Consider the following 26,422-nt stretch of genomic DNA (forward strand, 5'->3'; position numbering starts at 1 on the left):
ATCAGAACCCGGCGAGCGCCTCGTTGAGCGTCGCGCTCGGGCGCATCACGGCCGAGGTCTTCTCTGCGTCCGGGTAGTAGTAGCCACCGATGTCGGCGGGCTCGCCCTGGACGGCGATCAGCTCCTCGGCGATCTTCGCCTCGTTGGCCCGCAGCTTCTCGGCGAGCGGCTTGAACGCGGCCGCGAGGTCGGCGTCCTCGGTCTGGTTCGCCAGCTCCTCGGCCCAGTAGAGCGCGAGGTAGAAGTGCGAGCCGCGGTTGTCGGTCGTGCCGAGCTTGCGGCCCGGCGAGCGGTCCTCGTTGAGGAAGGTGCCGGTGGCACGGTCGAGCGCGTCGGCCAGGACCTGCGCGGCGGGGGCGCCGGCCTGCTCGGCGTACTTCTCCAGCGAGGGGACGAGCGCGAAGAACTCACCGAGGCTGTCCCAGCGCAGGTAGTTCTCCTCGACCAGCTGCTGCACGTGCTTGGGCGCCGAGCCGCCCGCGCCGGTCTCGAACAGTCCGCCGCCGGCGATCAGCGGGACGACGGAGAGCATCTTGGCCGACGTACCGAGCTCGAGGATCGGGAACAGGTCGGTGTTGTAGTCGCGCAGCACGTTGCCGGTCACCGAGATGGTGTCCTCGCCCTTGCGCATCCGCTCGAGGGAGTACGACGTCGCGAGCTCCGGCGACAGGATCTCGATGGTGAGGCCGTCGGTGTCGTGCTCGGGCAGGTAGGCGTTGACCTTCTTGATGAGCTCGGCGTCGTGCGCACGCGACTCGTTGAGCCAGAAGATCGCCGGCGTCTGCGACGCGCGGGCGCGCGTGACGGCGAGCTTGACCCAGTCCTGGACGGGGATGTCCTTGGTCTGGCAGGCACGCCAGATATCGCCGGCCTCGACGTCGTGCTCGATGAGCACGTCACCGTTGGAGGCGAGGACACGGACGGTGCCGGCCTCGGCGATCTCGAAGGTCTTGTCGTGCGAGCCGTACTCCTCGGCCGCCTGCGCCATCAGGCCGACGTTCGGGACGGTGCCGATGGTGGCCGGGTCGAGCGGGCCGTTCTTCTTCACGTCGTCGAGGACGGCCTGGTAGACGCCGGCGTACGACGAGTCGGGGATGACCGCGAGCGTGTCGTCCTCGCCGCCGTCGACACCCCACAGGCGGCCACCGTTGCGGACCAGCGCGGGCATCGACGCGTCGACGATGACGTCGGAGGGGACGTGCAGGTTGGTGATGCCCTTGTCGGAGTTGACGTAGGACAGGCGCGGGCCGGCGGCGAGGGCGGCGTCGAACGCGGCCTTGATCTCCGCGCCGTTCTCGAGGGCGTCGAGGCCGGCCAGGATGGCGCCGAGCCCATCGTTGGCCGACAGGCCGGCGGCGGCGAGCTGGTCGCCGTACTGCGCGAAGACGTCGGAGAAGAAGGCCTTCACGACGTGGCCGAAGATGATCGGGTCGGAGACCTTCATCATGGTCGCCTTGAGGTGGACCGAGAACAGCACGTCCTGGGCCTGGGCCTCGGCGATGGCGTTCTTGAGGAAGGCCTGCAGGTACGCCGCCTCCATCTTGGTGCCGTCGACGATCTCGCCGGCGAGGACCTTGAGGCCGTCCTTGAGCACGACGGTCTCGCCGGCGGCGGTCTCGAGGACGATCGAGAGCACGTCGTCCTGGGCCAGGGTCACGGACTTCTCGTTGCTGGCGAAGTCGTGCTCGCCCATGGTGGCGACGTTGGTCTTCGAGCCCTCGGTGAAGGGCTTGTTGGTGTGCGGGTGGGTCTTGGCGTAGTTCTTCACCGACGCGGGGGCGCGGCGGTCGGAGTTGCCCTCGCGCAGGACCGGGTTCACGGCGGAGCCCTTGACCTTGTCGTACTTGGCCCGGATCTCCTTCTCCTCCGCCGTCGCCGGCGCCTCGGGGTAGTCCGGGACGGCGAAGCCCTGCGCCTGCAGCTCCTTGATCGCGGCCTTGAGCTGCGGGATGGAGGCGGAGATGTTGGGGAGCTTGATGATGTTGGCCTCGGGCGTCTTGGCGAGCTCACCGAGCTCGGTCAGCGCGTCGTCGGCGAGGCCGAACTGGGCGAGGATGCGCGCGGCGACGGAGATGTCGCGGGTCTCGAACGCGACGCCGGCCTTGGCGGCGAACGCCTCGACGATCGGCAGGAAGGAGTACGTCGCCAGCAGCGGCGCCTCGTCGGTGTGGGTGTAGATGATGCTCGACATGTCCGGGCGTCACTCCTGGGCCGTGGGTGGGATTCTTGACGTCAAGATACCTGATGCCGGGGCACGCGTCCCCTTCGGCAGCCACAGTAATGACTAGGCTGCCGTGTGTAACCCGGCGGTTTTCGGGAGCCCCACGGAGGAGAAGGTCCAGCCCATGTCAGAAGAAGCAGTCGACACGTCCACACCCCCCACCCTCGTCCAGAAGATCGCGGCCGAGGCCCTCGGCACCGCCGTACTCGTCTTCATCGGCTGCGGTTCCGCCGTCATCTTCGGCAACGTCGCGGACGACAGCACCGGTCTCGCCGGGCTGTTCGCGATCACGGCGGTCGGCCTGTCGTTCGGCATCGCGATCATCGCGATGGTCTACACCTTCGGCCGCGTCTCCGGTGGCCACTTCAACCCGGCGGTCTCCGTCGGTGCCGCGCTCGGCGGCCGCATCTCGTGGAAGGACGCCGGTCTCTACAGCGCGGCGCAGATCGTCGGCGGCCTCGTCGGCGGCCTCCTGCTCGCACTGACCGCGCTCTCCAGCGACTTCGGCTGGGAGTTCGGCGAGTCGCTGGGCTCCAACGGCTTCGGTGACCACGGCGGCGTCGAGCTGCTCGGCGCGCTGCTCATCGAGCTCATCCTGACCTTCATCTTCGTGACGGTCATCCTCGGCACCACCGACGAGCGGAACCGCGCCGTGGCCGCCATGGCCCCGCTGACCATCGGCCTCACCCTCGCGGCGATCCACTTCGTGGCCATCCCCGCGACCGGCACGTCGGTCAACCCGGCTCGCTCGATCGGCGTCGCGTTCTTCTCCGGCAGCGACGCGATCGTCCAGCTGTGGCTGTTCATCGTCGCCCCGCTGCTCGGCGGTGCGATCGCCGGTGTGCTGTACCCGCTGGTGTTCGGCCACGGCGCCGACCCGGTCCCCGGCTCGGGCCTGAACTTCGGTGCGGGTGGCTCGTCCGACCCGGGCTTCACCCAGCAGTGGAACCAGCAGGCCTACGGCCAGCAGCAGGCGTACGGCCAGCACCAGGCGCAGCCGGGCCAGCAGGTCGGCCAGGTCGGCCAGGTCGCCCAGCCCGCCCAGCAGCAGGGCCAGCCGATCATCCAGGACGGCTGGCAGTGGGACCCCGCCGCGCAGCAGTGGATCCCGGCCCAGCAGCAGCCCGCTCCCGGAGCGCCGGCCTCGCCGGACCCGCAGGCCGGGTGGGCGCCACCCGCCAGCGACCAGACGCAGGTGCGTCCCCCGCAGTGATGCGGTGACGGGTCAACCCTCCCGGGGGCGTGGAGTCGCGGCGACGCGGCCCACGCCCTCGGGCGTTTTTCCGGTCCCCCGGGCGCGCGGCGGGCGTGTTACTCGCGGCCCGGCTCGTACGCGCCGAGGCCCGCGTCGTCGGTCCGGACCAGTCCGACACCGCGAGCGTAGGTCTCCGTGCGGACCCCGGTGGCGTCCTCGACGTCGAGCGTGACGGTGCGGTGGTACGTCGCCAGCGGGACCGTGATCTCCTCACCGACGTCCGCGACCGTCGCCACCTCGGACAGGCCCGGTGCAGAGGCGGTGCGGAAGCCGTCCCCGAACCGGGGCGCGGCGGGCATCGCTAGGCCGGCCTCGGCGCCGCCCTCCCCCGCCTGCCACTGGCCCTCGCGGCCGAACCACCACACGTTGCCGGCCCGGTCCTGGGCGTACAGGTCGCGGACGACGGTGCCGTCGGCGGCGGTACGGACCAGCGTCGTCGTCGCGACGCCGTCGACCGAGGGTCCGGCCTCCACCGTCAGGGTGAGGTCGACGCTGCCGGTCGCCAGGTCGGCGTACTCCCACCGCGAGCCGACGGCCAGCGGGAGCCACGGGTTGTCGATCCGGGCGACGAAGTCGGCGGGCCGCGGGTCGGGGGTCGGGATCTCCAGACCGTCGACGCCGGTCGGCGCACTGGGCGCGGAGGCCGACCCGCAACCGGCCAGCACGGCCCCGGCGAGGGTCAGGGCCGCGAGAGCCGCGAGAGCACGTGTCCGCATGGCCGTCATCGTCGCAGCACCCGGACCGGGTCAGCGCGCGGGCCCGGGCGCTGCTAGCGTCGCGGGAGTCCACCGAGTTCCTTGAAGGAGTCCTTGTGAGCACCACCCCGCTCAAGGTGGCCGTGACCGGCGCGGCCGGTCAGATCGGCTACAGCCTGCTCTTCCGCATCGCCAGCGGCGCCATCGCCGGCGACCGTCCCGTCGAGCTGCGTCTGCTCGAGATCGAGCCCGCGCTCAAGGCGCTCGAGGGCGTCGTCATGGAGCTCGACGACTGCGCGTTCCCGAACCTCGCCGGCGTCCAGATCGGCTCCGACCCGGAGAAGATCTTCGACGGCGTCAACCTCGCCCTGCTCGTCGGCGCGCGGCCGCGCGGCCCGGGCATGGAGCGCGGCGACCTGCTGTCCGCCAACGGCGCGATCTTCACCGCCCAGGGCAAGGCGCTCAACGCCGTCGCCGCCGACGACGTCCGCATCGGCGTCACCGGCAACCCGGCCAACACCAACGCGCTGATCGCCGCGAGCAACGCCCCCGACATCCCCAAGGAGCGGTTCTCGGCGCTGACCCGCCTCGACCACAACCGGGCGATCTCCCAGCTGGCCGCGAAGACCGGCTCGGCCGTCACCGACATCAAGAAGATCACGATCTGGGGCAACCACTCGGCCACCCAGTACCCCGACATCTTCCACGCCGAGATCGCCGGCAAGAACGCCGCCGAGGTCGTGGGCGACCAGGCCTGGATCGCCGACACCTTCATCCCGACCGTCGCCAAGCGCGGCGCCGCGATCATCGACGCCCGGGGCGCCTCCTCGGCCGCCTCGGCCGCGTCCGCGACCTGCGACGCCGCCCGCGACTGGCTGAACGGCACCCCGGCCGACGACTGGGTCTCGATGGCGGTCGTCTCCGACGGCTCCTACGGCGTCCCCGAGGGCCTGGTGTCCTCGTTCCCGGTCACCACCTCGAACGGCGACTGGAGCATCGTCCAGGGCCTCGAGATCGACGAGTTCTCGCGCGGCAAGATCGACGCCTCCGTCGCCGAGCTGGCCGACGAGAAGGCCGCGGTCACCGAGCTGGGCCTGATCTGACCTGACGTACGACGAAGGGCCGGTGCCGCGTGGCACCGGCCCTTCGTCGTACGTGCGGAGTCCTCAGCCCTGCTCCGGGATGCTCCCGGCGAGCAGGATCAGCACGACCGCGACGGTGACCAGGATGCCGACGTCGAGGAACCGGTGGCGCACGGCGAGCATGCCGGCATCCTTCTCCGGCAGCCCCAGCCGCAGCGCGGCGGCGGTGAGCAGGCCGCCGGACATGATCCGCAGGCCCACCCGCCAGTCCGAGACTGCCGCGACCACCAGGCCGGCGCCGACGACGACCAGGACGGCGATGTAGCACGCGCCGCCGATCGTCGAGGGGTAGCGACGCGGCTCCTCGGGGAGCTCGGGGGCCTCGTCGTTCAGCGTGCTGCCTTCCCGTTCGCCGCCTGCTTCTCGGCCATCGAGACCACGTTGGCCAGCAGCATCGCGCGCGTCATCGGGCCGACCCCGCCCGGGTTGGGCGAGACCCACCCGGCGACGTCCCAGACGTCGGCGGCGACGTCGCCGGCGATCTTGCCGCCAACCCGGCTGACGCCGACGTCGAGGACGGCCGCGCCGGGCTTGACCATGTCGCCGGTGATGATGTCAGGCACGCCGGCGGCCGCGACCACGATGTCGGCCGTGCGCACGTGGGCGGCGAGGTCGACGGTGCCGGTGTGGCACAGGGTCACCGTGGCGTTCTCGCTGCGGCGGGTCAGGAGCAGGCCGAGCGGGCGGCCGACGGTGATGCCGCGACCGACCACGACCACCTCGGCGCCTGCGATCGGGACGTCGTGGCGGCGCAGCAGCTCGACGATGCCGTACGGCGTGCACGGCAGCGGCGCCTCGTTGCCGAGCACCAGCCAGCCCAGGTTGGTGGGGTGGAGCCCGTCGGCGTCCTTGGCGGGGTCGATCAGGCCGAGCACCCGGTTCTCGTCACGACCGCGCGGCAGCGGGAGCTGGACGATGTAGCCGGTGCAGTCGGGGTCGGCGTTGAGGCCGGCGACGGCCTCCTCGATCTCCTGCTGGGTCGCGACCTCGGGCAGGTCGACGCGGATCGAGGCGATACCGACCTCGGCGCAGTCCTTGTGCTTGCCGTTGACGTACCACCGCGAGCCGGGGTCGTCGCCCACCAGTACCGTGCCGAGCCCCGGGATGATGCCCTGCTCGCGCAGCTTCTCGATCCGGACCCGGAGCTCGTCCTTGATCGCGGCCGCAGTGGCGTTGCCGTCGAGTTTTCTTGCCGTCACGCACGCATCCTCTCAGAGGTTGCGCCAGCCTCTTGACCGCCCGGTGCTCACGGACGGGTGACCTCGACTCCCAGCGAGGCGAAGATCTCGGTCACGGCACGCGCCACCGCGCGTCGTACCCGGGCGGCCGGGACCACGCCCGGCACCCCCTCACGCTCCACCTCGACCGAGGCGGCCACCGTGACCATCACCCCGTCCTGCTGGACCAGCAGTGCGTACGCGAGGTTGTCGTCGCGCGGAGCCTTCGGCGACGGGTCGGCGCGGCGGGCCGCGGGCCGGTCGACGACCCACGCGGCGGCTCCCCAGCCCACGGCGGGCATGCTCTCGCCCAGGTCGTCGAGGTCGTCGAAGGACTCCGCCGAGGGCAGCAGGCGGGCCAGCCCCTCCGCCTGGTCCGGCGTGCCGAGCGCGACCGCCGTCTCGAAGCGGATGTTCACGTCGTTCGTGGAGACGGTGTACCAGGAGCAGTCGAGCCTGGTGCCCACCTCGGTCCGCCGCCCGTCCAGCATCGCCAGCGTCCGGTCGCTGAACCCGTTGCAGGCACCGACGACGTCGTCGGGGCCGATCGCGGCGCTGCCACTCCCGTCGTCGACCGGCCCGACCTCCTCGCCGGCCGGCGGCAGGTCGACCACGCGGGCCCGAGCGCCGTCCTCGCTCGCCGCCACCGCCACCAGGACGTCGTCGTCGCCGAGCACCCGGTCCTGCTCGCCCTGCCTGGCGATCCGCCCGAGCAGCTGCCGCTGGCCGTCCGCCGCCGCCATCCGTACGACGTCGTACGACTCGCCGGGCTCGCCCTTGACGACAGTGAGCCCGGCCGCGTCCGCGGCCACGACGGCGCCTTGCAGGCTCCGGGACCAGGCGAGCGTGCCGGTGGCGGTGTCGAAGCGGTGGACCGTGGTCGGTCCGCCGTCGACCGCACTGGTGGCGTAGGTGGAGCCTGGCGACCTCAGCGCCGGCGAGGGGGTGTCAGCACCCGCGAGCAGGTTCTGGGCACCACGACGCCCGATCCGCTGCACCACCACGTCGTCGTCGGCCCACCGACCGAGCACGAGCGGCGAGCCGCCCAGCACCTCCAGCGCGACCGGGTCCTCGCCGTGCTCCTGGCGCAGCACCGCTCCGCTGTCGGCGTCGCGCACCCGCAGCGTGCCCGTCAGGTCCAGCGAGTCCGGGTCGTCGGGGACGAAGTCGACGAGCACCTGGCCGTCGGTGGCCGCCCCGCCGGAGAAGGTGCAGTCGCCGTCCTTCTCCAGCTCGAAGACCTCGCGCGAGAGCCGGTGGCCGTCGTCGAGCCGTAGCCGCGTCACCGAGCAGCGGCCCAGGGCCGTCACGGCGGTGTCGCCGACGGCGAGCCCGTCGAGACCCGGGTTCGCGGCGAACGGCGGCACCCGGCTGCTCCACCGCTCGGCGCCGTCACGGACGTCGTACGCCGTCACGGTGCGGCACGGCTCCGGCTCCCGCCGTGGGCCGGCAGGATCGCCGGTGGCCAGCAGGATCAGGCCGGTGCCGGTCACGTCCGACGCCGTGCACCACCGGGCCAGGTCCCGGCGCCACAGCTCGTCGCCGCTGGAGCGCTCGAATCCCGCGAGGTACCGGTCTCCGGCCAGCACGACCACCTCGTCGGTGACCCGCACGACCCGCGGCCCGGCGGGCAGGGTCGCCGTCCAGGCGGGCACGAGCGCGTCCTCGACCGCGGGCGAGGAGTACTCGGTGGGCCGGGCGACGGGAGCGGGAGTCGCCTGGCCGCCCCGGCCGAGGACCAGGGCGACGGCGACGGCGACGAGCGCCAGGACGATGCCGGCGACAACGGTGGTGCGGGAGCGGGTGGAACTCACGGCGTGCAGCCTCCCCACCCGATCAGTACACGAACCGGAACTCCCGGGTTCCTGTCCCGGCGCGAACGGCGGCCAGCACGCGCGGCACCTGGGCGTCGCCTACGCCGGCCCGGGCGAACAGCGCCACCAGCCAGCGGTAGCTGGCCGGCTGCGCCCACAGACCGACCCGGCTGCTCTGCATGCCGGGCTCCGCCAGCTCGCGCTCGGCCCGCGAGTAGCCGTAGGTCCCGTCCGGGATCTCGACGACGTCGAACCGGACCTGCCTGCCCTCGGCCTCGATCAGGACCTCGGTGCGGTGCTCCTCCTCGGAGTGCCGTCCCGAGACCACCACGCTCATTCCCCCGTCCAGCTCAGTGGAAGAAGTGACGGGTCCCGGTGAAGTACATGGTGACGCCGGCCGCCTGGCAGGCAGCGATGGTCTCCTCGTCACGCACCGAGCCGCCCGGCTGCACGATCGCCTTCACGCCGGCGTCGAGCAGGATCTGCGGGCCGTCCGCGAACGGGAAGAACGCGTCGGAGGCGGCGACCGAGCCGCGCGCCCGCTCCTCGCCCTCGACCAGGGTGTTGGCCCGCTCGACGGCGAGCTTGCAGGAGTCGACCCGGTTGACCTGGCCCATGCCGATGCCGACGGCACCGCCGTCGCGCGCCAGCAGGATCGCGTTGGACTTCGCGGCGCGGACCGAGCGCCAGGCGAAGGCGAGGTCCGCAAGGGTCGCCTCGTCGGCGGCCTCACCGGTCGCCAGCGTCCACGCAGCAGGGTCGTCGCCCTCGGCCTGGAAGCGGTCGGCGTGCTGCATGAGCAGGCCGCCGCTGATCGGCCGGGTCTCGACGCCACCCTGCGCGAGCGGCTCGGCGAGGAGGATCCGGATGTTCTTCTTGCCCTGGAGCACCTCGACCGCGCCGTCGTCGTACCCGGGGGCGACGATGACCTCGGTGAAGATCTCCGCGACCTGCTGGGCCATCTCGACCGAGACGGGCACGTTGGTGGCGATCACGCCGCCGAACGCGGAGACCGGGTCGCACTCGTGGGCGCGGCGGTGCGCCTCGGCCACGTCGGCGCCGACCGCGATGCCACACGGGTTGGCGTGCTTGATGATCGCGACGGTCGGCTGGTCGCCGTGGTCGTAGGCCGCGCGGCGGGCCGCGTCAGTGTCGACGTAGTTGTTGTAGGACATCTCCTTGCCGTGCAGCTGCTCGGCGGCGGCGAGGCCGCCGGGGCCGAAGCCGGAGCGGTAGAGCGCGGCCGGCTGGTGCGGGTTCTCGCCGTAGCGGAGCACGGCCTGCTTGTCCCAGGTGCCGCCGATCCAGGCCGGGAAGCCGGTGCCCTCGGAGGAGTCGGTGAGCACCGAGCCCATCCAGGAGGCGACCTGGACGTCGTACGTCGCGGTGTGGACGAACGCCTTGGCGGCCAGCGCCTTGCGCTCGTCGTACGTGAAGCCCTCGCCCTGCGCGGCACTCAGCGCCGCGGCGTAGTCGGCGCCGTCGGTGACGATCGCGACCGAGGGGTGGTTCTTCGCGGCGGCGCGGACCATGGACGGGCCGCCGATGTCGATCTTCTCGATGCAGTCGTCGACGCCGGCACCCGAGGCGACGGTCGCGGCGAACGGGTACAGGTTGACCACGACCAGGTCGAACGGCGCGACCTCGAGCTCCTCGAGCTGACGGACGTGGTCGGGCAGGCGGCGGTCGGCGAGGATGCCGGCGTGCACCCGCGGGTGCAGCGTCTTGACCCGGCCGTCGAGGCACTCCGGGAAGCCGGTCAGGTCCTCGACCTTGGTCACCGGGAGGCCGAGCGACTCGATGAGGGCGGCCGAGCCGCCGGTCGACACGAGCTCGACGCCGGCGGCCGCGAGGCCCTGCACCAGGTCGTCGAGACCGGTCTTGTCGAAGACGGAGACCAGCGCGCGCTTGATCTTGATCCGGTCGGGCGTGGTGGACATCGGGCTCCTCATCGGTCGGTGGTCTCGATGAGGGCACCCAGGCGATCGATGCCGACTCGTCACTCCCTGGTGGTGGCCCACCTGCGCCAGTCGTGTGCCCTCAGTCTATCGGCGTTCAGCCTCCCAGCCGAACCCGCCGGCCGTCGACGGTGAACCCCTCCCGGGCCATCCGGCCGACCGACTCGACGAGCATGGCCCGCTCGGCGACCTTGATCCGCTCGTGGAGCGTATCGACGGTGTCGTCGTCCTCCACGGGTACGACGGTCTGGGCCACGATCGCACCGGTGTCGACGCCGGCGTCGACCACGAACAGGGTCGCGCCGGTGACCTTCACGCCGTACGCCAACGCGTCGGCCGGCCCGTGCATGCCCGGGAACGACGGCGACAGGGCCGGGTGGGTGTTGACGGTCATGCCGCCGAACCTGCCGAGGAACTTCTCCCCCACCAGCTTCATGAACCCCGCCAGCACCACGAGGTCAGGCTCGAAGGCGGCGACCTTGTCGGTCAGCGCGCGGTCCCAGTACCCACGACTGCTGTGGTCGCTGACCTTCGCCACGAAGGTCGGTACGCCGGCCCGCTCGGCCCGGGCGAGGCCCTCGATGTGGTCGCGGTCGGCCCCGACGGCGACCACCCGGGCGCCGTACGACGGGTCGGCGCAGGCGTCGAGCAATGCCTGGAGGTTGGTGCCGGAGCCCGACACGAGGACGACGATACGAGGACGAGCGGGCACGGCCCGGAGTCTAGGACGTCCCGGGCCTCAGGAACGACGCGGCAGCCGCGCACGGACGGCTCGCAGCCCCCGACGGACCCGGCCGTCGGCGTCGCGCTGCCACCAGCACACGCCCAGCGCACCGACCACGCCGCCGATGCCGAACGACGTGATCGCGTGCAGCAGGACGTCGAAGGTGTAGGGCCCGACGTCCTGCATCCGGCCCGGGCCGACCGCCCCTCCTGCGAAGGCCGACACGAGCGCGAGGACGACCCCGGCGCTGATCCCGCCGGCGCAGCCGCGGATCGCGGCGCGGTCCCAGGCCAGGACCGGCCGGTCGCGCTGGACCTGACCGGCGGTCAGGGCGGCCAGCAGGAGCGGGGTGAGCATCAGCCAGTCGGTCCACCACGGCTGGCTGCCCTGGTCGGGCAGCGCGGCGAGCAGCGGGAACATCGGCAGCGGGCCGAGCACGACGGCGGTCGTGGAGACGGTGGTGCCGGTGCCGACGGTGAAGCCGGGCCCGATCAGGTAGGCGCTGGAGAAGAGCAGCGCGTTGGGGAGCAGCAGCAGGGTGAGCGCGGTCATCAGCAGCACCGCACCCGCGTCGGCGTGCAGCTGCGAGACCACGTTGGCCGCGGTCGAGAAGTCGAGCACGAACGCCGCAACCAGCGCGACCAGGCACACCAGCGCCCAGCGGGTGAGGATCCGGCGGGCGACGAGGGCGGCGTCACGCACCGCAGGGGGTACGACGGGCAGCCAGATCGCCGCGCGACCGGAGCCGAACGCGATGGCCGATCCCCCGACACCGAGTCCCAGCAGCACCGACCAGAGCACGACCCGCGCCACAGAGGGCGAGGAGGCGGCGGTGGCGGCGACCGAGGTGGTGAGGACGCCGACGACGGCGTACCCGATCGTGAACAGGCCGGCGGCGTACGGGACGGTGAGGTCGCGGGCGCCGTCGGCGATCCGGTCGGCGTCGGGGCCGTGCCCGGAGATCGACTCGCCGACCCGGTGCCCGACGCGCCAGACCACCCAGGCGCAGAGCAGGGTGAGGCCGAGCGGCATCGCGCTGATCCGCACGCCCTCGACCGCGACGGTGGAGCCGTGGGCCATCAGCCAGCCGTGGGCGCCGACCCGCAGCGCGCCGCTGGGCGCGCCCTCGCCTCCGGCGTCGGTGAGGAACCAGCCGACCACGGCGACCGCCATGCAGACCAGGAGCGGCGCACCCGCGGCGATGATGCCGCCGATGCTGGCCGTCGGCACGAGCGGCCGGGTCGTGGCCAGCTGGCGACGCAGGTCGGCGTCCGAGGCTGCCCCGGAGCGCCCGGGTCCACTGCGGCGTGCCGGCGGCGACTGGAGGGACGTCATGGTCCGTCCATCTTCACGCGCCGGACCGGCCGGTTCGGCCCGCCACGCCGGGGACGCCCGCATCACCGACGAGACGACCGCCACCGCGACACGGGTTAGAACCGGTGACCCCCGGCGAAGTAGGTTGGTGCGGCCATGACCGCGGACGACCAGGTGACCCCGAGCACCGAGCAGCCCCGGTCCGCCTACGTGAGCAGCGCGGACCTGACCAGCAGCTTCGACGCCTTCTACAAGGACGCCCGCGACCGGCTGCTGCTGCAGACCTTCGCCCTGACCGGCGACCTCGCCGTGGCGCGGAGCGCGGTGCGCGAGGCATTCGTCGTGTCCTGGCACCACTGGCGCAAGACCGGACGGCTCCCCGAGCCGGAGTCGGCCGTGCGTCCCGACGCCTGGCGCAAGGCGCTGCGTCGCGCCAGCACCCGGCCCTGGCACCGCAAGAAGGACCTCGGCGAGGAGACCCGCCGTACCCTCGAGGCGCTCGGCGCAGTCCCGGTGGTCCAGCGCAAGGCGCTGCTGCTGACCCAGCTGGCCGCGGTGACCATGGAGGAGATGGCCCACGAGATCGGGCTGCCCACCGAGGCGGCCGAGCGTGAGCTCCAGCAGGGTGCCGCCCAGTTCGCGACGGCGCTCGAGATCCCGACCTCCGCGATCCCGCTCGCGCTCAACGGGCTCGCCGACGCCACCCGGTCGGTGACCTGGCCGCGGGTGACGATCATCCGCCGCGCGGGTGCCGCCCGGCGCCGCGCCCACACCGTCGTCGGCGGGGCCGTGGCCGTGGTCGCACTCGTCGCCGGCGGTGCCGTCGCGGCCGACAGCACCGGCGTACGCCCGACCCTCGACCGCGAGGACGTGCCCGCCGCCGGTGGCCCGCCGCCGGCCGGGCCCGCGATCACCACGCTCCCCGACACCTCGCTGGTGCCGGTCGACGCCGTCCAGCAGGCCGTCAGCGGCCGGGGATGGCAGCAGGGCACGACGAGCGACAACTCCAGCGGCAACGGCCTGGTGCTCCCCTGCCAGGCGGCGCGGTACGCCGACCCGCAGGGCACCGCCGCCTGGGTCCGCACCTTCCGCGACAGCACCCGACCGCAAGCGGCGCGCAACCTGATCCAGGTCGCGGAGGCGTCCTCCTCCGAGCAGCGGGCGGTGCGCACCTACCGGCACGCCCGGCGCTGGTTCGCCACCTGCCCCTCGCCCGACGAGGACGCCACCGCGGTCCCGCGCACCCAGCTGGTCAGCACCGCCGACCTGCCGGGCGTGGGCGACCAGTCGACGCTGTTCGTGCTGCGCTCGCGCTCCGACGCGATGACGTACGTCGTCGGCGTGGCCCGCACCGGCCTGTTCACCACCGTCACCTCGCTGGCCACCACGATGCCGCCGGCGAAGGCCAACCGGGCCGGCGTCGCCCGCCTGCTCTCGACCGCCGTCGGCCGGATCTGCGCGCTGCCCGACGCCGGCGCCTGCGCGACCCCGAACCCGACGCCGACGCCGCGCGCGCCCTTCCCGGCCGGTGCGACGAACTGGATGCTCTCCGAGATCGACCTGCCGCCGATCACCCCGGAGCCCGGTCCCTGGGTCGGCACCCCGGCCACCAAGCTCACCGAGGACCGGATCGACGCCGGCGCGATCGGTTGCGACACCGCCCACCTGTTCGGCAAGTTCCGCAACCAGGAAATCCAGGGCAACGAGTTCCGCACCTTCGTGTTCGGCGGGGCGCAGCTGCCGCCGCAGGTCGGGCTCACCCAGACCGTCGGCAGCCTGCCGAGCGGCGCCGCGGGCGCCTTCGTGACCCGCTTCCGCGAGCAGATGACCGCCTGCCCCGACCTGGACGCCACGGCCGGCACCGAGGTCGTGGAGCTGCTCAGCTCCGGCAAGGGCCCGCAGGCCCTCTCCGCCTGGCACCTCAGCACCGCGCTGCCCGGCGACCGGACGATCGAGTACGACGTCGCGGTGCTCCGCCAGGGCACCGCCGTGTCCGTCCTCGCCTACGTCGCGGCTCCCAAGGCCACCATGGCCGACGAGGACTTCGTCGCGCTCGCCCAGCGCGCCCTCGAGCGGCTGGCCCGCACGGCTCCCTACGATCCGAGCTGATCGAACTTTCTCGGCAGACCGTGCAACCGGGCACGGTCCTCGGGCGTATCCATCTCGACAGTCCGCGAACGCGGAGCACGAGAGGAGGTCGGCGTGGACGCAGCTGAGTTCGACGAGTTCTACACGGCCTCGTTCCGCCGGGTGACCGGGCAGGTGTACGCGATGATCGGCGACCTCGACGAGGCCACCGACTGCACGCAGGAGGCGTTCGCCCGGGCCTGGGCGCACCGGCGCAAGCTGGACCGCGCGGCGCACCCCGAGGCGTGGGTGCGCACCACCGCCCACCGGCTCGCGGTGAGCCGCTGGCGGCGCCGCAAGCGCGGCGAGCGCTCCCCCGACCGGGCCCTGCAGCCCGTCGGTACGGCGGCCGTGGTCGACGAGTCCCACGTGGCACTCGTCGCCGCGCTGCGCCGGCTGCCCGAGGCCCAGCGCCAGGCGCTGGTCCTCCACCACATCGCCGACCTCCCGGTCCAGCAGGTCGCGGCCGAGGTCGGCGTACCCGAGGGAACCATCAAGGCCCGGCTCAGTCGCGGCAGAGCGGCACTCGCCGCCCTGCTCGCCGACGAGCCCGGCATCGCGGGAGGAGGTACGAGCCGTGCCTGACCACGACCCCACCGAGGAGCTCACCCGGTTCGGAGCCGAGCTCCGCGCAGGAGGAGACATGCCGCTCTCTGCCGCCGACGTCCGTCGCCGCGGCGACCGGATCCGCCGGCGTCGTACGGCGCTCGTGGCGGGCGGTGCCGCGCTCGCCGTCGCCGCCGTCACCGTGCCGATCCTCGCGCTGACCGGCCACGGCGGCGACCCCGACAAGCACCTGGTCACCAAGGACCCCTCGACCAGCAGGTCGCTCGGCAGGTCCGACCTGCTGCGCGACGAGGACACCCAGTACGAGCCCGGATCGTCGGGGGCCTTCCACACCACCGACACCTTCGAGGGTGACGCCCAGGCGACCTATCACGTGTGCGAGCAGGGCAACCCGAGCTCGCTCGGCGCGACCCGCAGCCTCACCCGCACGTTCGCCCTGACCCCGCCCGAGGAGGCGAGTGACGTCGTGGCCGCGCCGGGCGAGGGCCTGGTCGAGATGGTCGCGGAGTTCCCCGACCACGCCACCGCCCAGGCAGCCTTCGACACCTGGACCGACTGGATCACCAGCTGCACCACCCGGCTCGGCGACTTCGAGAACTCCCGGGTCAGCCCGGATCCCGAGACCGTCCCGCTGGCCGCGGAGGGGAAGGCCGTCATCTACGACCTGAGCTGGGGACCGGCACCCGAGGAGATCGATCCCTACGGCGACTCCGGCTTCATCAACGAGACCGGCCTGGTCGTCGAGGACAACCGGATCGCCGTGGTCGGGCTGACCATCGTCGGCCAGGACTACAACTTCCTGCCCGAGGACGGCGGCACCCCGATGTACCGGATGCTGCCGGTCGCCGCCGAGCGCCTGCTCCCCGGCGACGGGCCGCCGGCCACCCAGCCGAGCGCGCCGGACGACCGCACGACGTCCGACGGCCCCTCGGGTGCCGCGACGACCATCCCCGACGGCTTCGCGATCGACACGGGCTGGCCCGACCCGTCGGGCGACGGCACGTTCGAGCCGTCCTCGCGCAGCCTGCCGGCCTTCGAGCTCGCCCCGTGCGGCACCTCGGTGGCCGACCAGCCGGGGGGCGAGCTGCCCACGCCGACGGACCGGCTCAACGCCTCCTGGTCACAGCCCGAGGACGGCCGGGCCCGCCAGCTGCTGACCTACGAGTCGTTCGAGGCGGCCACCCGGGCGGCCACCACGATGGTCAACGCCTATCGCGCCTGTCCCGACGAGGCTCCCGACGCGGCCGGCTTCACGAGCCACCACTCCGTCACCGAAGGCGGCCTCGGCGACATCTCGTGGGTGGTCGGCACCTGGTCGACGTACGACGGCGCCCCTGCCGTCGGCATCGAGGCGCTCACCGTCGTCCAGGTCGGCAACGCCCTCCTGCTCATCACCGGCAGCAACGAGGGCGGCGCGAGCGACCCGCAGGGTGACATCGCGACCACCGCCTCCAGCGGCGCGGACGACGCCGCGGCCATCATCGCCGCCATGTGCGTCTTCGCCGACGCCGGCTGCTAGAGCTTTGAAAGGGCTTGCCAGGAACCGGTCCGGGGCGGACCATCAGGTCATGTTCTGGTTGATCGCGATCCCCGTCGTCCTGGCCGCCGCGGCGCTGTGGGCCTGGGCCGCTCGCCATGGCCAGCAGGCGGCCGCGATCGAGCGGGCCCACGAGGCCAGCAAGGCCGAGGTCTCCACCTGGCGGGCGCCGCACTCCGGCGCGCCCAATATGCCCGGCTGAGTCCACCGAGTCCCGATGCGCGAAGGCCCGCCACCCGTGTTGGGGTGGCGGGCCTTCGCGCAAGCCCTTGCCAAGAGTCGATCGGCGGCGGATCATCGACTCATGTTCTGGATCCTCGCCATCGCCGTCCTCGTGGTCGCCGCAGGCCTGTGGACCTGGGCCAACCGCCACGGTCAGCAGGCCGCCGCGATCGAGCGGGCCCACGAGGCCAGCAAGGCCGACGCCTCCACCTGGCGGGCACCGCACTCCGGCGGGGGCCCGATCGGCTGAGGCCGCCCACGACGCACGAAGGCCCGCCACCCTGACGGGGTGACGGGCCTTCGCGGTGCTCAGCTCAGAGCGACTGCAAGATCTCCCGGGCCAGCGCGGCGGTCTCGGACGGCGTCTTGCCGACCTTGACGCCGACGGCCTCGAGCGCGTCCTTCTTCGCCTGGGCGGTGCCCGCGGAGCCCGACACGATGGCGCCGGCGTGGCCCATGGTCTTGCCCTCGGGGGCGGTGAAGCCGGCGACGTAGCCGACGACCGGCTTGGTGATGTTGGCCTTGATGTAGTCCGCGGCCCGCTCCTCGGCGTCGCCGCCGATCTCGCCGATCATGACGATCACCTTGGTCTCCGGGTCCTCCTCGAATGCCTGGAGCGCGTCGATGTGGGTGGTGCCCACGATCGGGTCGCCGCCGATGCCGATGGCGGTCGAGAAACCGAAGTCACGCAGCTCGTACATCATCTGGTAGGTCAGCGTGCCCGACTTCGAGACGAGACCGACCGGGCCCTTGCCCGCGATGGTGTGCGGCGTGATGCCGGCCAGCGACTCGCCCGGCGTGATGATGCCGGGGCAGTTGGGGCCGATCATCCGGGTGGACTTGCCCTGCAGGTAGGACCAGACCTCGGCCGTGTCCTGGACCGGCACACCCTCGGTGATCACGACGATCAGCGGCATCTCGGCGTCGATGGCCTCGATCGCGGCGTCCTTGGTGAAGGCCGGCGGGACGAAGAGGACCGAGACGTTGGCGCCGGTCTCCTTCATGGCCTCCGCGACGGTGCCGAACACGGGGAGCTCGACGTCGTTGCCGTCGTGGTCCTGGTGCGTGACGGTGGTGCCGGCCTTGCGGGCGTTGACACCGCCGACGATCGTGGCGCCCGAGTCGAGCATGAGGGCGGTGTGCTTGGCACCCATGCCACCCGTGATGCCCTGGACGATGATCTTGCTGTCCTTGTCGAGGTAGATGCTCATGTTCTCTGCTCTCTATCTCAGGCGTTCGCCAGCTCGGCGGCCTTGTCGGCCGCGCCGTCCATGGTGTCGACCTGCGTCACGAGCGGGTGGTTCAGCTCGTTGAGGATCGCGCGACCCTGCTCGACGTTGTTGCCGTCGAGACGGACGACCAGCGGCTTGGTGGCCTTGTCACCGAGGAGCTCGAGGGCGCCCTTGATGCCGTTGGCGACCTCGTCGCACGCCGTGATGCCGCCGAAGACGTTCACGAAGACCGACTTGACCTGCTCGTCGTTGAGGATGACGTCGAGGCCGTTGGCCATGACCTGCGCGTTGGCGCCGCCACCGATGTCGAGGAAGTTGGCCGGCTTCACGCCGCCGTGGTTCTCGCCGGCGTACGCGACGACGTCGAGGGTGCTCATGACCAGACCCGCGCCGTTGCCGATGATGCCGACCTGGCCGTCGAGCTTGACGTAGTTGAGACCGAGGTCCTTGGCCTTCGCCTCGAGCGGGTCGGCCTCCTCGCGGATCTCGAACTGCTCGTGGTCGGGGTGCCGCACCTCGGAGGCGTTGTCGTCGAGCGACACCTTGCCGTCCAGGGCCTCGAGCTTGTCGCCGGCCAGGCGGGCCAGCGGGTTGACCTCGACGAGGGTGGCGTCCTCCTCGACGAAGACCTTGTAGAGGTCCTCGATCATCTTCACGGCCTGCTCGAAGACGGGCTCGGGGAACTTCGCCTCGGTCGCGATCTCGCGGGCCTTGGCCGCGTCGACGCCCTTGCCCGGGTCGATGCCGATCTGCTTGACGGCGTCGGGGTTGGTCTTCGCGACCTCCTCGATCTCGACACCACCCTCGACGGACGCGATGCAGAGGTACTGGCGGTTGGAGCGGTCCAGCAGGAAGGAGAAGTAGTACTCCTCCTCCGGCGGGGTCGCCGGGGTCACCAGGACGCGGTTGACCGTGAGGCCCTTGATCTCCATGCCGAGGATGTTGGACGCGTGCTCGAAGGCCTCGTCCGCCGTCTTCGCGAGCTTGACGCCACCGGCCTTGCCACGGCCACCGGCCTTGACCTGCGCCTTGATGACGGTCACGCCGCCGATCTGCTCGGCCGCGGCCCGCGCCTCCTCGGCGGTCTCGACGACCGTGCCGAGGGTGGTGGCCACTCCGTGCTTCGCGAAGAGCTCCTTCGCTTGGTACTCCATCAGGTCCACTGATACGTCCTCACGTCTTGGTCAGAGGTTCGGTGCGCACAGCGGCACACCCCCGGGCACGATAGTCCTGACCCACGAGTAGGACGAGTCCGGGAACCGCTGGCTGGACCCGACGTGACCGGACTCACGCGATCGGTGGGTTTCAGCGTTCGCCTGACTGTCCCCAGGAGCGGGACCTACGATTTCAGGGCCGTGCCGGCATCGGCTAAGGTCGGCACGCACGTTTCACCCGGCTGTCACCAGACGGCCACCTCGGCCGGAGCCGTCACTCGGGACGCCAGGAGCTGGGCACCAGGGGCGAAGCGCGCCTGCACGATCGTCCCCCCAAGGAGTCAGCAGTCGATGGGTAACCACCGAGCGGACCACAGCGCGCCGCGTCCGGACTCGACTCTCGGCTCCCCCTCCGCCGGATCGTCGTACGTCGGAAAGCGCGTGGCCGGCCGGGTCGCGTCCGAGGAGACCCCGTCGACGTACGTCGGCAAGCGCGTCGCCCGGCCCGCCGCCCAGCCGCTCGTCGAGCCGACCCAGCCCGTCGTCGAGCCGACCCTGGCCGCCGAGGCCGTCACTCCGGCCCGCGCCCTCGACCGGATGCCGACGGTCGAGCTGCCCGCCCTGCGCGACATCCCTCTCGCCGACGGCCTGTCGGACTCCTCGACCACGCTGCGCGCGGTCGCGCCGGCCGGCAAGCGCCGTGCGGTCAAGCACGCCGGCTCCCCCGGCCCGCTCTTCCGCGGCCTGCCCACCCTGCCCGTCGCCGTGGGTGTCGCCACGATCGCGATCGCGGTCGGTGGCGTCGTCACCTCCGCCGACCCGCAGCTGGCCTCCGCCGGTGACCGGCTCACCTCCCCCAACGCCCTGACCGGCTCGTTCGGCTCCGCCGCCGTCGGCACCCGCACCGGCACCGTGAGCCGCGACTCCGACCGCGACGCCCTCGCCCAAGGCGCCGACGACTCCGACCTGGTCAAGGCGGCCGAGCGCTCGGCCGCCGAGCGCACCACCGCGCTCAGCGACCTGACCGCGAAGGCCCAGAAGGAAGCCACCGAGATCGCGCTCAACAAGTGGGTGCTGCCGCTCGACAGCTACCGCCTGACCGCGACCTTCGGCGAGTACGGCCTCTGGTCGAACTACCACACCGGCCTCGACTTCGCGGCCCCTCCGGGCACCCCGATCCGCGCCGTCGCCAACGGCACGGTCACCTCCGCCCAGTTCGACGGCGCCTACGGCAACAAGACCGTCGTCACCCTCGAGGACGGCACCGAGCTCTGGTTCTGCCACCAGACCTCCTTCAACGTCTCCGCCGGCGACACCGTCCGGGCCGGCGAGATCATCGGGTACGTCGGCAGCACCGGCCACGTCACCGGCCCGCACCTCCACCTCGAGGTCCGCCCCGGCGGCGGCGACCCGGTCGACCCGGACGCCGCGCTGCGGCAGCACGGCGTCACGCCGTAGTTACTCGCGGTCGCTTCGCTCCCGCTGTCGCGCCCGTCCTCACCCGATCCGGTCAGTCCTCGCCGTTTCGCTGCATGAGCACCGGGTAGGTCCTCGCCAGCACATCGACGAGGGGGCCACGTGGGCACGAAGCAGGACATGGGCGCGAGCCTCGAGGAGCTGGAGAAGGCCGGACTGGTCGAGCTCCCGGCCATCGCGGACGCGTTCACCGGCGCCAGTACGGCACTGTCGGGGATCTCGACGAGCGGGATGTTCGTCAACGACGGGCCGTTCGCCCAGAACTGCCCGCAGACCCAGTTCGACTCGCTGATCGAGGCGATGACGGCCTCGACGAAGCGGTCGGGAGACGTCCTCGACGACGTGTCGGCCGCGCTGGTGACCACCGCGCGCGACTTCGCCAAGACCGACGCGGACATCAAGGCGGCCTACGTGGCCGCGGGAGGAACCCTCGAATGACCTCGTGCTACGACATCGGCTGCCAGGTCGGCGCCAAGGCCTCGGAGCTGATCGACGGCACCCCGCCCGGCTACGTCACCATCGGCGGTTCGTACGCCGACATCGGCCCGTCGTTCAGCCACTACGACGACCTGCCGGTCGGCACGCTCGACGGCAGCCGGACCTCGCTGTCGACCGCGCTCAACAGCGTGGCGGTGCCGGGTCAGGGCAGCTCGGACGTGCTCGACACCGGAGTGGTCACCCCCAACCAGGCCTTCGCCAACATGGCCCGGATCAACCCCGACGTCCTGAACTGGACCGGTGACGCGGCGATCGACTTCAACGACAACTACAACGCTCAGCTGCCGTACGTCGCCGACTCGAACTTCACCGGGATCTCCGTGCTCGCCGCGGCCGTCGAGGCGCAGAAGGAGCTCTACACGTTCGCGAAGGACTCGATCCTCGACATCGGCAACAAGACTCTCTCGGCGCTCGAGGCGGCCGACGGCAGGGGCGGCGCGTCCGGCGCGTTCGCACTGACGGTGCTCGCCGCGGTCGGCACCGTCGCGGTCACCGTCCTGACCGCCGGCACCGGCACCGCGGCAACCGTCGCGATCACCATCGCCGTGGCCTCCGGCGCGGCCAGCTCCGGCGCTGCCGCCACCGCCCTCCCGTTCGGTGGCGACTCCCCCGAGGACATCATGGACGACTTCTACTCGGCCGTCGGCAAGGTCGAGGAGCACGTGCGCACCCGGCAGCAGGAGATCAGCAACGGGCTGCGCGACTTCGCCGCCGCGGTCCACCAGGACATCGACCAGACCCACTTCGCCGAGGACGTCTACCCGCGCTTCAAGTTCAAGCCCACCGGCTTCGCCCAGGGACCCGGCGGTCTGGGAGGCTGGGACGGATGACCGGCAACCTGCAGTACCTGCCGCAGACCGAGGGACACATCAGCCCGTTCGGCCGGGCCGTCGACCGCATGCACGTCTCGGCCGAGGCCGACCAGGGACGGCTGCGCGCCGAGCTGACCGGCTGGTACCAGGTCCGCGTCGTCGTCTCCGAGGCCAGCACCCACCAGGCCGACGCCGACCTGGAGCGGGCCCTCGAGCGGCTGGCCCGCCAGCTGTTCGTCGCCCGGACCCGGGAGTACTACCGGCTGATGGAGGTGCACCTCCAGCCCGACCCGACGACCCTGCGCCGAATGCGCGACAACCTCGAGGACGCGACCGAGCACGCCCACGTCAGCGGTACGGCGGCCGGCGGGGCCGTCGAGGTGTCGTCGATCGGCATGCGGCACTTCGCCGTACGCCTCCGGCCCGGCACCGCCGCCCAGCTCGGCGGCGACGGCCTCGGGGCGGCTCTGACCGTGGCGGCCAACGACATGGTGGGTGGCTGGCTGCAGGTGCTCGCCGACTACAAGCGCGAGCGCTGGACCCGGTGAGGCGCACGGCCGCGGCCGTCGTGGCCGGCGCTGCGCTGGTCCTGAGCGGCTGCACCGGCGCCGCCGACGACGCCGCCATCGGCGACGTCGTGCAGGGCCGCACGGGCGACCTGTCGGGGGTCGAGCACGTGGTGCAGCTGCCCTCGGGACGGGTCAGGATCACGCTCGGCAAGCCGACCGATGCCGTCAGCGCCGAGGACGCGGCCGACGGCCAGGAGCACGCGGCTCCCGACGGCGGCGACTGGGTCGCGGTGGACTGGCACTTCGAGCCCGGTGCAGGGCTCTCGCCGTTCACCCGCTCGGTGATGGCCGAGGACGACGGCCCGCGCACCACCCTCACCCTGTCGGCCGATGACGAGACCTACCGGCTCGGCGACGTCGCCTCCACGACGAAGACCCCGGCCGACACCCGCACCAGCGGCATCGTCCACGTCGCGCTGCCCAGCGGCGCGGACCCGGTCCTCACCGTCGACTTCGACGGCGTCACCGCTCGGGTCGACACCGGCAGCGGCGAGGTGACCGGCGAGCTCGCCGACGCTCTCGCCGACCCGGCCGAGCCGGTCTCGGGCGACTGCGGCGGAGGCGACGTCGCCGGCGGCCGGACGCAGGTGGCGTGCACCTGGACAGTGACGACGGTGCCGTACCTGCCCGGACACGGCTGGTCGGACACCGGCTGGACCGTCGCCCAGGCCGAGACCCGGGTCGACGGGTTCACCCGCCACGGGTCGCGCTACACGACCTCGGCGATCACCGACGCCTCGGAGCTGACCGGCGCCGCCGCGTCCACGAGCGAGGTCGTCGATGCGCGCCTGACCACGCTCGTCGCCCGCGCGGTCGCCGAGGGACCGGCCACCGGGCTCAGCCTAGTGCGCACCGTCGAGGGCACCAAGGTCGACGGCTCGGGCCCGGACACCGCGTCGGTGACCTGGACGACGACCGTGCCGCTGTCCGGGCCGGGCGGCTAGAGCTTCTCGACCGGCGCGTAGCGCAGCAGCAGCCGCTTGACGCCCTCGGAGCCGAAGTCGATCGAGGCGACCGACTTCTCCGCGGCCCCCTCGACCGACACCACGGTGCCGAGGCCGAACGAGTCATGGGTGACCTTGTCGCCGGGCGCCAGCACCGGGATCGCACGGGCGGGCTTCGACTTGGCGGCGGCGTCGGCGCGGGCGGCCGCGGAGCTGAAGTTGCGGCGGCCGGCGGCGGTCGGAGTGCCGAACCTGTTGCCGGCGTAGTCGTCGGAGCCACCCGACCGGCCGCTGTCGTACGACGGCCGGGACCAACGGGTCTGGTCGGCCTCGGTCCGGCGCCAGTCGACGAGGTCGATCGGGAGCTCGCCGAGGAACCGGGACCCCGGGTTCATGGCGGGCGCGCCCCAGGCCGAGCGGACCATGGCCCGGGAGACGTAGAGCCGCTGGCGGGCGCGGGTGATGCCGACATAGGCCAGCCGGCGCTCCTCCTCCAGCTCGGGGCGGTCGCCCAGCGCGCGGGAGTGCGGGAAGACGCCGTCCTCCATGCCGGTGAGGAACACGACCGGGAACTCCAGGCCCTTGGCGGTGTGCAGGGTCATCAGCGTGACCACGCCCTGGTCCTCCGGGGCGTCCGGGTCGTCGTCCGGGGCATCGGGGATCTGGTCGGCGTCGGCGACCAGCGCGACCCGCTCCAGGAAGTCGGCCAGGCCCGGCTCGAGGATGCCGGCGTCGACGTCGGACGGGTCGGCCGAGGGGCCGGCGACGGGGTCCTCGGCGAACTCGCGGGCGACGGCGACCAGCTCGGCGAGGTACTCGAGCCGGGTCTCGTCCTGCATGTCGTCGGAGTTCTCGAGGCTGACGAGGTAGCCGGACCGGTCGAGGACGGTCTCCAGGATCACGTCGGGCCTCTCGCGGGCCTCGACCATCTGCTGCAGCTCCTGCAGCAGCCTCACGAACGACTCGATGCTGGTCTGGCTGCGGGTGGCCAGGCCGGGCGCCTCGTCGGCGCGCTGCAGCGCCTCCCAGTAGGTGATCCGCTCGCGCTCGGCGAAGGCGCCGATCGCGGCCTCGGCGCGCTGGCCGATGCCGCGGCGCGGGGTGTTGACGATGCGGCGCAGCGAGACCTGGTCGTCGGGGTTGACGAGCACCCGCAGGTAGGCCAGCGCGTCGCGGATCTCCTTGCGGTCGTAGAAGCGGGTCCCGCCGACGACCTTGTAGGGCATCCCGGTGCGGACGAAGATCTCCTCGAACACCCGCGACTGCGCGTTGGTGCGGTAGAACACCGCGACGTCGGAGGGGCGCAGCCCGCCGTCGGTGAGCTTGTCGATCTCGCCGGAGACGAACCGGGCCTCGTCGTGCTCGTCGTCGGCGACGTACCCGACGATCTTCTCCCCGTCGCCGGCATCGGACCACAGCCGCTTGGGCTTGCGGCTCTCGTTGCGCTCGATGACCGCGTTGGCGGCGGTGAGGATGGTCTGCGTGGAGCGGTAGTTCTGCTCGAGCAGGACCGTCTCGGCGTCGGGGAAGTCCTTCTCGAAGTCCATGATGTTGCGGATGTCGGCGCCCCGGAAGGCGTAGATCGACTGGTCCGCGTCACCGACGACCATCAGCTCGGACGGCGGCACCCGGTGGGCCGGCAGCCCGTCGAGGGTCGTGGGGTCGTGCTCCTCGAGGTCCTGGCCGCACAGCTGGTGGATGAGGGCGTACTGGGCGTGGTTGGTGTCCTGGTACTCGTCGACCAGGATGTGCCGGAACCGGCGCCGGTAGGTCTCGCGGATCTCCGGCTTGAGCTGGAACAGCCGGACCGTCTCCATGATCAGGTCGTCGAAGTCCATCGCGTTCGCCTCGCGCAGGCGCCGCTGGTAGGACGTGTACGCCGCGGCGTACGTCTCGTCGATCGAGTTGCGGGCCTCGGCGGCGACCTCGTCGGGCTCGCGCAGCTCGTTCTTCTGGTTGCTGATCCAGTGCAGCACCGGCCCGGGCTGGTAGCGGCGCGGGTCGAGCTCGAGGTCGGCGCAGACCAGCTGGATCAGCCGCTTCTGGTCGGCGGTGTCGTAGATCGAGAAGTTCGACTTCAGCCGCTCGTAGCCGAGGTGCTCGACCTCCTTGCGCAGGATCCGCACGCAGGCCGAGTGGAAGGTGCTCACCCACATGATCCGGGCGCGGTTGCCGATCAGGTCGGCGACCCGCTCCTTCATCTCGGCGGCGGCCTTGTTGGTGAAGGTGATCGCGAGGATCGAGCCGGGGTGCGCCTTGCGTACGGCGATGGTCCAGGCGATCCGCCGGGTCAGCACCCGGGTCTTGCCGGAGCCCGCGCCGGCGACGACGAGCAGCGGCGAGCCCTCGTGCTCGACGGCCGCGCGTTGCGGTTCGTTGAGCCCCTCGAGCAGGGACTCGGCGGTGAGTGCGGGCGGCGCGGCGGTGGTCTCAGTCATGCTCCGACCAGCCTACGGCGCCCCGCCGACGTCTGGCCGGGCGGAGTCGCACCCCATGCGGATTGGTTGCGAGTTCGGCCGAATCACGACCAAATCGTAGGGGGCTCGGCGAACGATCAGCTGCTGTGGACGGGCGACCAGAGCACGGCGATGCAGACCTCGGCGACGGCGAGCACGAGCAGCCCGGCCCACAGCCCGTTGGGGATCTTCGCCTTGCGCATGTTGACCATCACCAGCACCAGGAGCACCAGGCCGATGGCGAGCTTCACGCCCACCTTGGCGTGGTTGACCGGGTCGTCGCCGCCCTCGAGGACGCCGACGAGCAGCAGGCCGGCGAGGAACGCCGTACCGATGCCGTCACGCATGACGCCGGTGACCTTCTTGTCACCCGGACCGGCCTGCGCCAGCAGCCCACCGATCAGGGCCGAGAAGCCCAGGATGTGGAGGATGAGCAGGATCAGGCGCAGGGTCTCCATGCCCCGCACCCTATCCAGCCGGGCGCCCGG

25 protein-coding genes are annotated in these 26,422 nt (G+C 72.2%); 12 read left to right on the forward strand and 13 right to left on the reverse strand.

Annotated features, from left to right (window positions below; genetic code table 11):
* Position 1: 1 nt before the first annotated feature.
* Positions 2–2,191 (reverse strand): NADP-dependent isocitrate dehydrogenase, encoded by a 2,190-nt coding sequence (locus FBY23_RS21800; protein WP_141800054.1) that lies wholly within the window; start codon positions 2,189–2,191, stop codon positions 2–4.
* Between the two features lie 154 nt (positions 2,192–2,345).
* Here FBY23_RS21800 and FBY23_RS21805 point away from each other — a divergent pair, with 154 nt between their 5' ends.
* Positions 2,346–3,434 carry an MIP family channel protein gene (locus FBY23_RS21805; RefSeq protein ID WP_186348241.1) on the forward strand — a complete coding sequence of 363 codons (1,089 nt, stop codon included), beginning with the start codon at positions 2,346–2,348 and terminating at the stop codon, positions 3,432–3,434.
* 98 nt (positions 3,435–3,532) lie between these two features.
* Here the strand turns inward: FBY23_RS21805 and FBY23_RS21810 are convergent, their stop codons facing one another.
* The gene (locus tag FBY23_RS21810; protein ID WP_141800055.1) at positions 3,533–4,192 is read right to left on the reverse strand and encodes a hypothetical protein; all 660 of its coding nucleotides are present in this window, start codon (positions 4,190–4,192) and stop codon (positions 3,533–3,535) included.
* Positions 4,193–4,287: 95 nt separating this feature from the next.
* On the opposite strand from FBY23_RS21810, the gene FBY23_RS21815 reads away from it, so the two are divergent.
* The gene (locus tag FBY23_RS21815) at positions 4,288–5,274 is read left to right on the forward strand and encodes a malate dehydrogenase (protein ID WP_141800056.1); all 987 of its coding nucleotides are present in this window, start codon (positions 4,288–4,290) and stop codon (positions 5,272–5,274) included.
* Positions 5,275–5,337: 63 nt separating this feature from the next.
* Here the strand turns inward: FBY23_RS21815 and FBY23_RS26755 are convergent, their stop codons facing one another.
* The 7 genes from FBY23_RS26755 to FBY23_RS21850 all read right to left on the reverse strand — a co-directional run bounded on the left by FBY23_RS26755 (position 5,338) and on the right by FBY23_RS21850 (position 12,361).
* On the reverse strand, positions 5,338–5,754 hold the full coding sequence (locus FBY23_RS26755; protein ID WP_260806226.1) for a DUF3017 domain-containing protein: 417 nt from the start codon (positions 5,752–5,754) through the stop codon (positions 5,338–5,340).
* Positions 5,643–6,512 (reverse strand): bifunctional methylenetetrahydrofolate dehydrogenase/methenyltetrahydrofolate cyclohydrolase, encoded by an 870-nt coding sequence (locus tag FBY23_RS21825; protein WP_141800058.1) that lies wholly within the window; start codon positions 6,510–6,512, stop codon positions 5,643–5,645. The genes FBY23_RS26755 and FBY23_RS21825 overlap by 112 nt, the downstream gene beginning before the upstream one ends.
* A 47-nt stretch (positions 6,513–6,559) precedes the next feature.
* Positions 6,560–8,344 carry a PQQ-binding-like beta-propeller repeat protein gene (locus FBY23_RS21830; RefSeq protein WP_160158327.1) on the reverse strand — a complete coding sequence of 595 codons (1,785 nt, stop codon included), beginning with the start codon at positions 8,342–8,344 and terminating at the stop codon, positions 6,560–6,562.
* Positions 8,345–8,366: 22 nt separating this feature from the next.
* Entirely contained in the window at positions 8,367–8,681 is a 315-nt protein-coding gene (locus FBY23_RS21835) for a hypothetical protein (RefSeq protein WP_141800060.1), read from the reverse strand.
* 13 nt (positions 8,682–8,694) lie between these two features.
* Complete coding sequence (purH, locus tag FBY23_RS21840) at positions 8,695–10,284, reverse strand: bifunctional phosphoribosylaminoimidazolecarboxamide formyltransferase/IMP cyclohydrolase (protein ID WP_141800061.1); 1,590 nt, start codon at positions 10,282–10,284, stop codon at positions 8,695–8,697.
* A gap of 115 nt (positions 10,285–10,399) precedes the next feature.
* Positions 10,400–11,014 carry a phosphoribosylglycinamide formyltransferase gene (purN, locus tag FBY23_RS21845; protein ID WP_141800062.1) on the reverse strand — a complete coding sequence of 205 codons (615 nt, stop codon included), beginning with the start codon at positions 11,012–11,014 and terminating at the stop codon, positions 10,400–10,402.
* A gap of 27 nt (positions 11,015–11,041) precedes the next feature.
* Positions 11,042–12,361, reverse strand: coding sequence for a DUF6350 family protein (locus tag FBY23_RS21850; protein WP_141800063.1), 1,320 nt, complete (start codon positions 12,359–12,361; stop codon positions 11,042–11,044).
* 135 nt (positions 12,362–12,496) lie between these two features.
* Between FBY23_RS21850 and FBY23_RS21855 the strand changes: the two genes are divergently transcribed.
* From FBY23_RS21855 to FBY23_RS26080, 5 genes are all read left to right on the forward strand, one after another.
* Positions 12,497–14,449: a hypothetical protein gene (locus tag FBY23_RS21855; RefSeq protein WP_141800064.1), complete on the forward strand. Its 1,953-nt coding sequence runs from the start codon at positions 12,497–12,499 to the stop codon at positions 14,447–14,449.
* A gap of 93 nt (positions 14,450–14,542) precedes the next feature.
* A complete protein-coding gene (locus tag FBY23_RS21860) occupies positions 14,543–15,052 on the forward strand; it encodes an RNA polymerase sigma factor (RefSeq protein WP_141800065.1) in 510 nt (169 codons plus the stop codon).
* Positions 15,045–16,553, forward strand: coding sequence for a hypothetical protein (locus FBY23_RS21865; protein WP_141800066.1), 1,509 nt, complete (start codon positions 15,045–15,047; stop codon positions 16,551–16,553). Before FBY23_RS21860 ends, FBY23_RS21865 begins: the two co-directional genes overlap by 8 nt.
* A gap of 49 nt (positions 16,554–16,602) precedes the next feature.
* On the forward strand, positions 16,603–16,773 hold the full coding sequence (locus FBY23_RS26075) for a hypothetical protein (RefSeq protein ID WP_160158328.1): 171 nt from the start codon (positions 16,603–16,605) through the stop codon (positions 16,771–16,773).
* A gap of 102 nt (positions 16,774–16,875) precedes the next feature.
* A complete protein-coding gene (locus tag FBY23_RS26080; RefSeq protein WP_160158329.1) occupies positions 16,876–17,043 on the forward strand; it encodes a hypothetical protein in 168 nt (55 codons plus the stop codon).
* Between the two features lie 64 nt (positions 17,044–17,107).
* Here the strand turns inward: FBY23_RS26080 and sucD are convergent, their stop codons facing one another.
* Both sucD and sucC read right to left on the reverse strand, forming a co-directional pair.
* Positions 17,108–18,004: a succinate--CoA ligase subunit alpha gene (gene sucD / locus FBY23_RS21870; RefSeq protein WP_141800067.1), complete on the reverse strand. Its 897-nt coding sequence runs from the start codon at positions 18,002–18,004 to the stop codon at positions 17,108–17,110.
* Positions 18,005–18,021: 17 nt separating this feature from the next.
* Complete coding sequence (gene sucC, locus FBY23_RS21875; protein ID WP_141800068.1) at positions 18,022–19,188, reverse strand: ADP-forming succinate--CoA ligase subunit beta; 1,167 nt, start codon at positions 19,186–19,188, stop codon at positions 18,022–18,024.
* Between the two features lie 342 nt (positions 19,189–19,530).
* Here sucC and FBY23_RS26500 point away from each other — a divergent pair, with 342 nt between their 5' ends.
* The 5 genes from FBY23_RS26500 (at position 19,531) to FBY23_RS21900 (ending at position 23,478) form a co-directional block, all read left to right on the forward strand.
* A complete protein-coding gene (locus FBY23_RS26500) occupies positions 19,531–20,637 on the forward strand; it encodes a M23 family metallopeptidase (RefSeq protein WP_222117905.1) in 1,107 nt (368 codons plus the stop codon).
* Positions 20,638–20,757: 120 nt separating this feature from the next.
* Positions 20,758–21,093, forward strand: coding sequence for a hypothetical protein (locus tag FBY23_RS21885; protein ID WP_141800069.1), 336 nt, complete (start codon positions 20,758–20,760; stop codon positions 21,091–21,093).
* Entirely contained in the window at positions 21,090–21,983 is an 894-nt protein-coding gene (locus FBY23_RS21890) for a hypothetical protein (RefSeq protein ID WP_141800070.1), read from the forward strand. The genes FBY23_RS21885 and FBY23_RS21890 overlap by 4 nt, the downstream gene beginning before the upstream one ends.
* Positions 21,980–22,513 (forward strand): hypothetical protein, encoded by a 534-nt coding sequence (locus tag FBY23_RS21895; protein WP_141800071.1) that lies wholly within the window; start codon positions 21,980–21,982, stop codon positions 22,511–22,513. The genes FBY23_RS21890 and FBY23_RS21895 overlap by 4 nt, the downstream gene beginning before the upstream one ends.
* Entirely contained in the window at positions 22,510–23,478 is a 969-nt protein-coding gene (locus FBY23_RS21900; protein WP_141800072.1) for a hypothetical protein, read from the forward strand. The genes FBY23_RS21895 and FBY23_RS21900 overlap by 4 nt, the downstream gene beginning before the upstream one ends.
* On the opposite strand, the gene pcrA is transcribed toward FBY23_RS21900, so the two are convergent.
* Positions 23,475–25,916 (reverse strand): DNA helicase PcrA, encoded by a 2,442-nt coding sequence (gene pcrA, locus FBY23_RS21905; protein ID WP_141800073.1) that lies wholly within the window; start codon positions 25,914–25,916, stop codon positions 23,475–23,477. The genes FBY23_RS21900 and pcrA overlap by 4 nt on opposite strands.
* 116 nt (positions 25,917–26,032) lie before the next feature.
* Positions 26,033–26,392, reverse strand: a complete 360-nt coding sequence (locus FBY23_RS21910) for a hypothetical protein (RefSeq protein ID WP_141800074.1) — start codon at positions 26,390–26,392, stop codon at positions 26,033–26,035.
* Between the last annotated feature and the right edge of the window lie 30 nt (positions 26,393–26,422).

This window comes from Nocardioides sp. SLBN-35 (assembly GCF_006715725.1).
Classification (GTDB): domain Bacteria; phylum Actinomycetota; class Actinomycetes; order Propionibacteriales; family Nocardioidaceae; genus Nocardioides.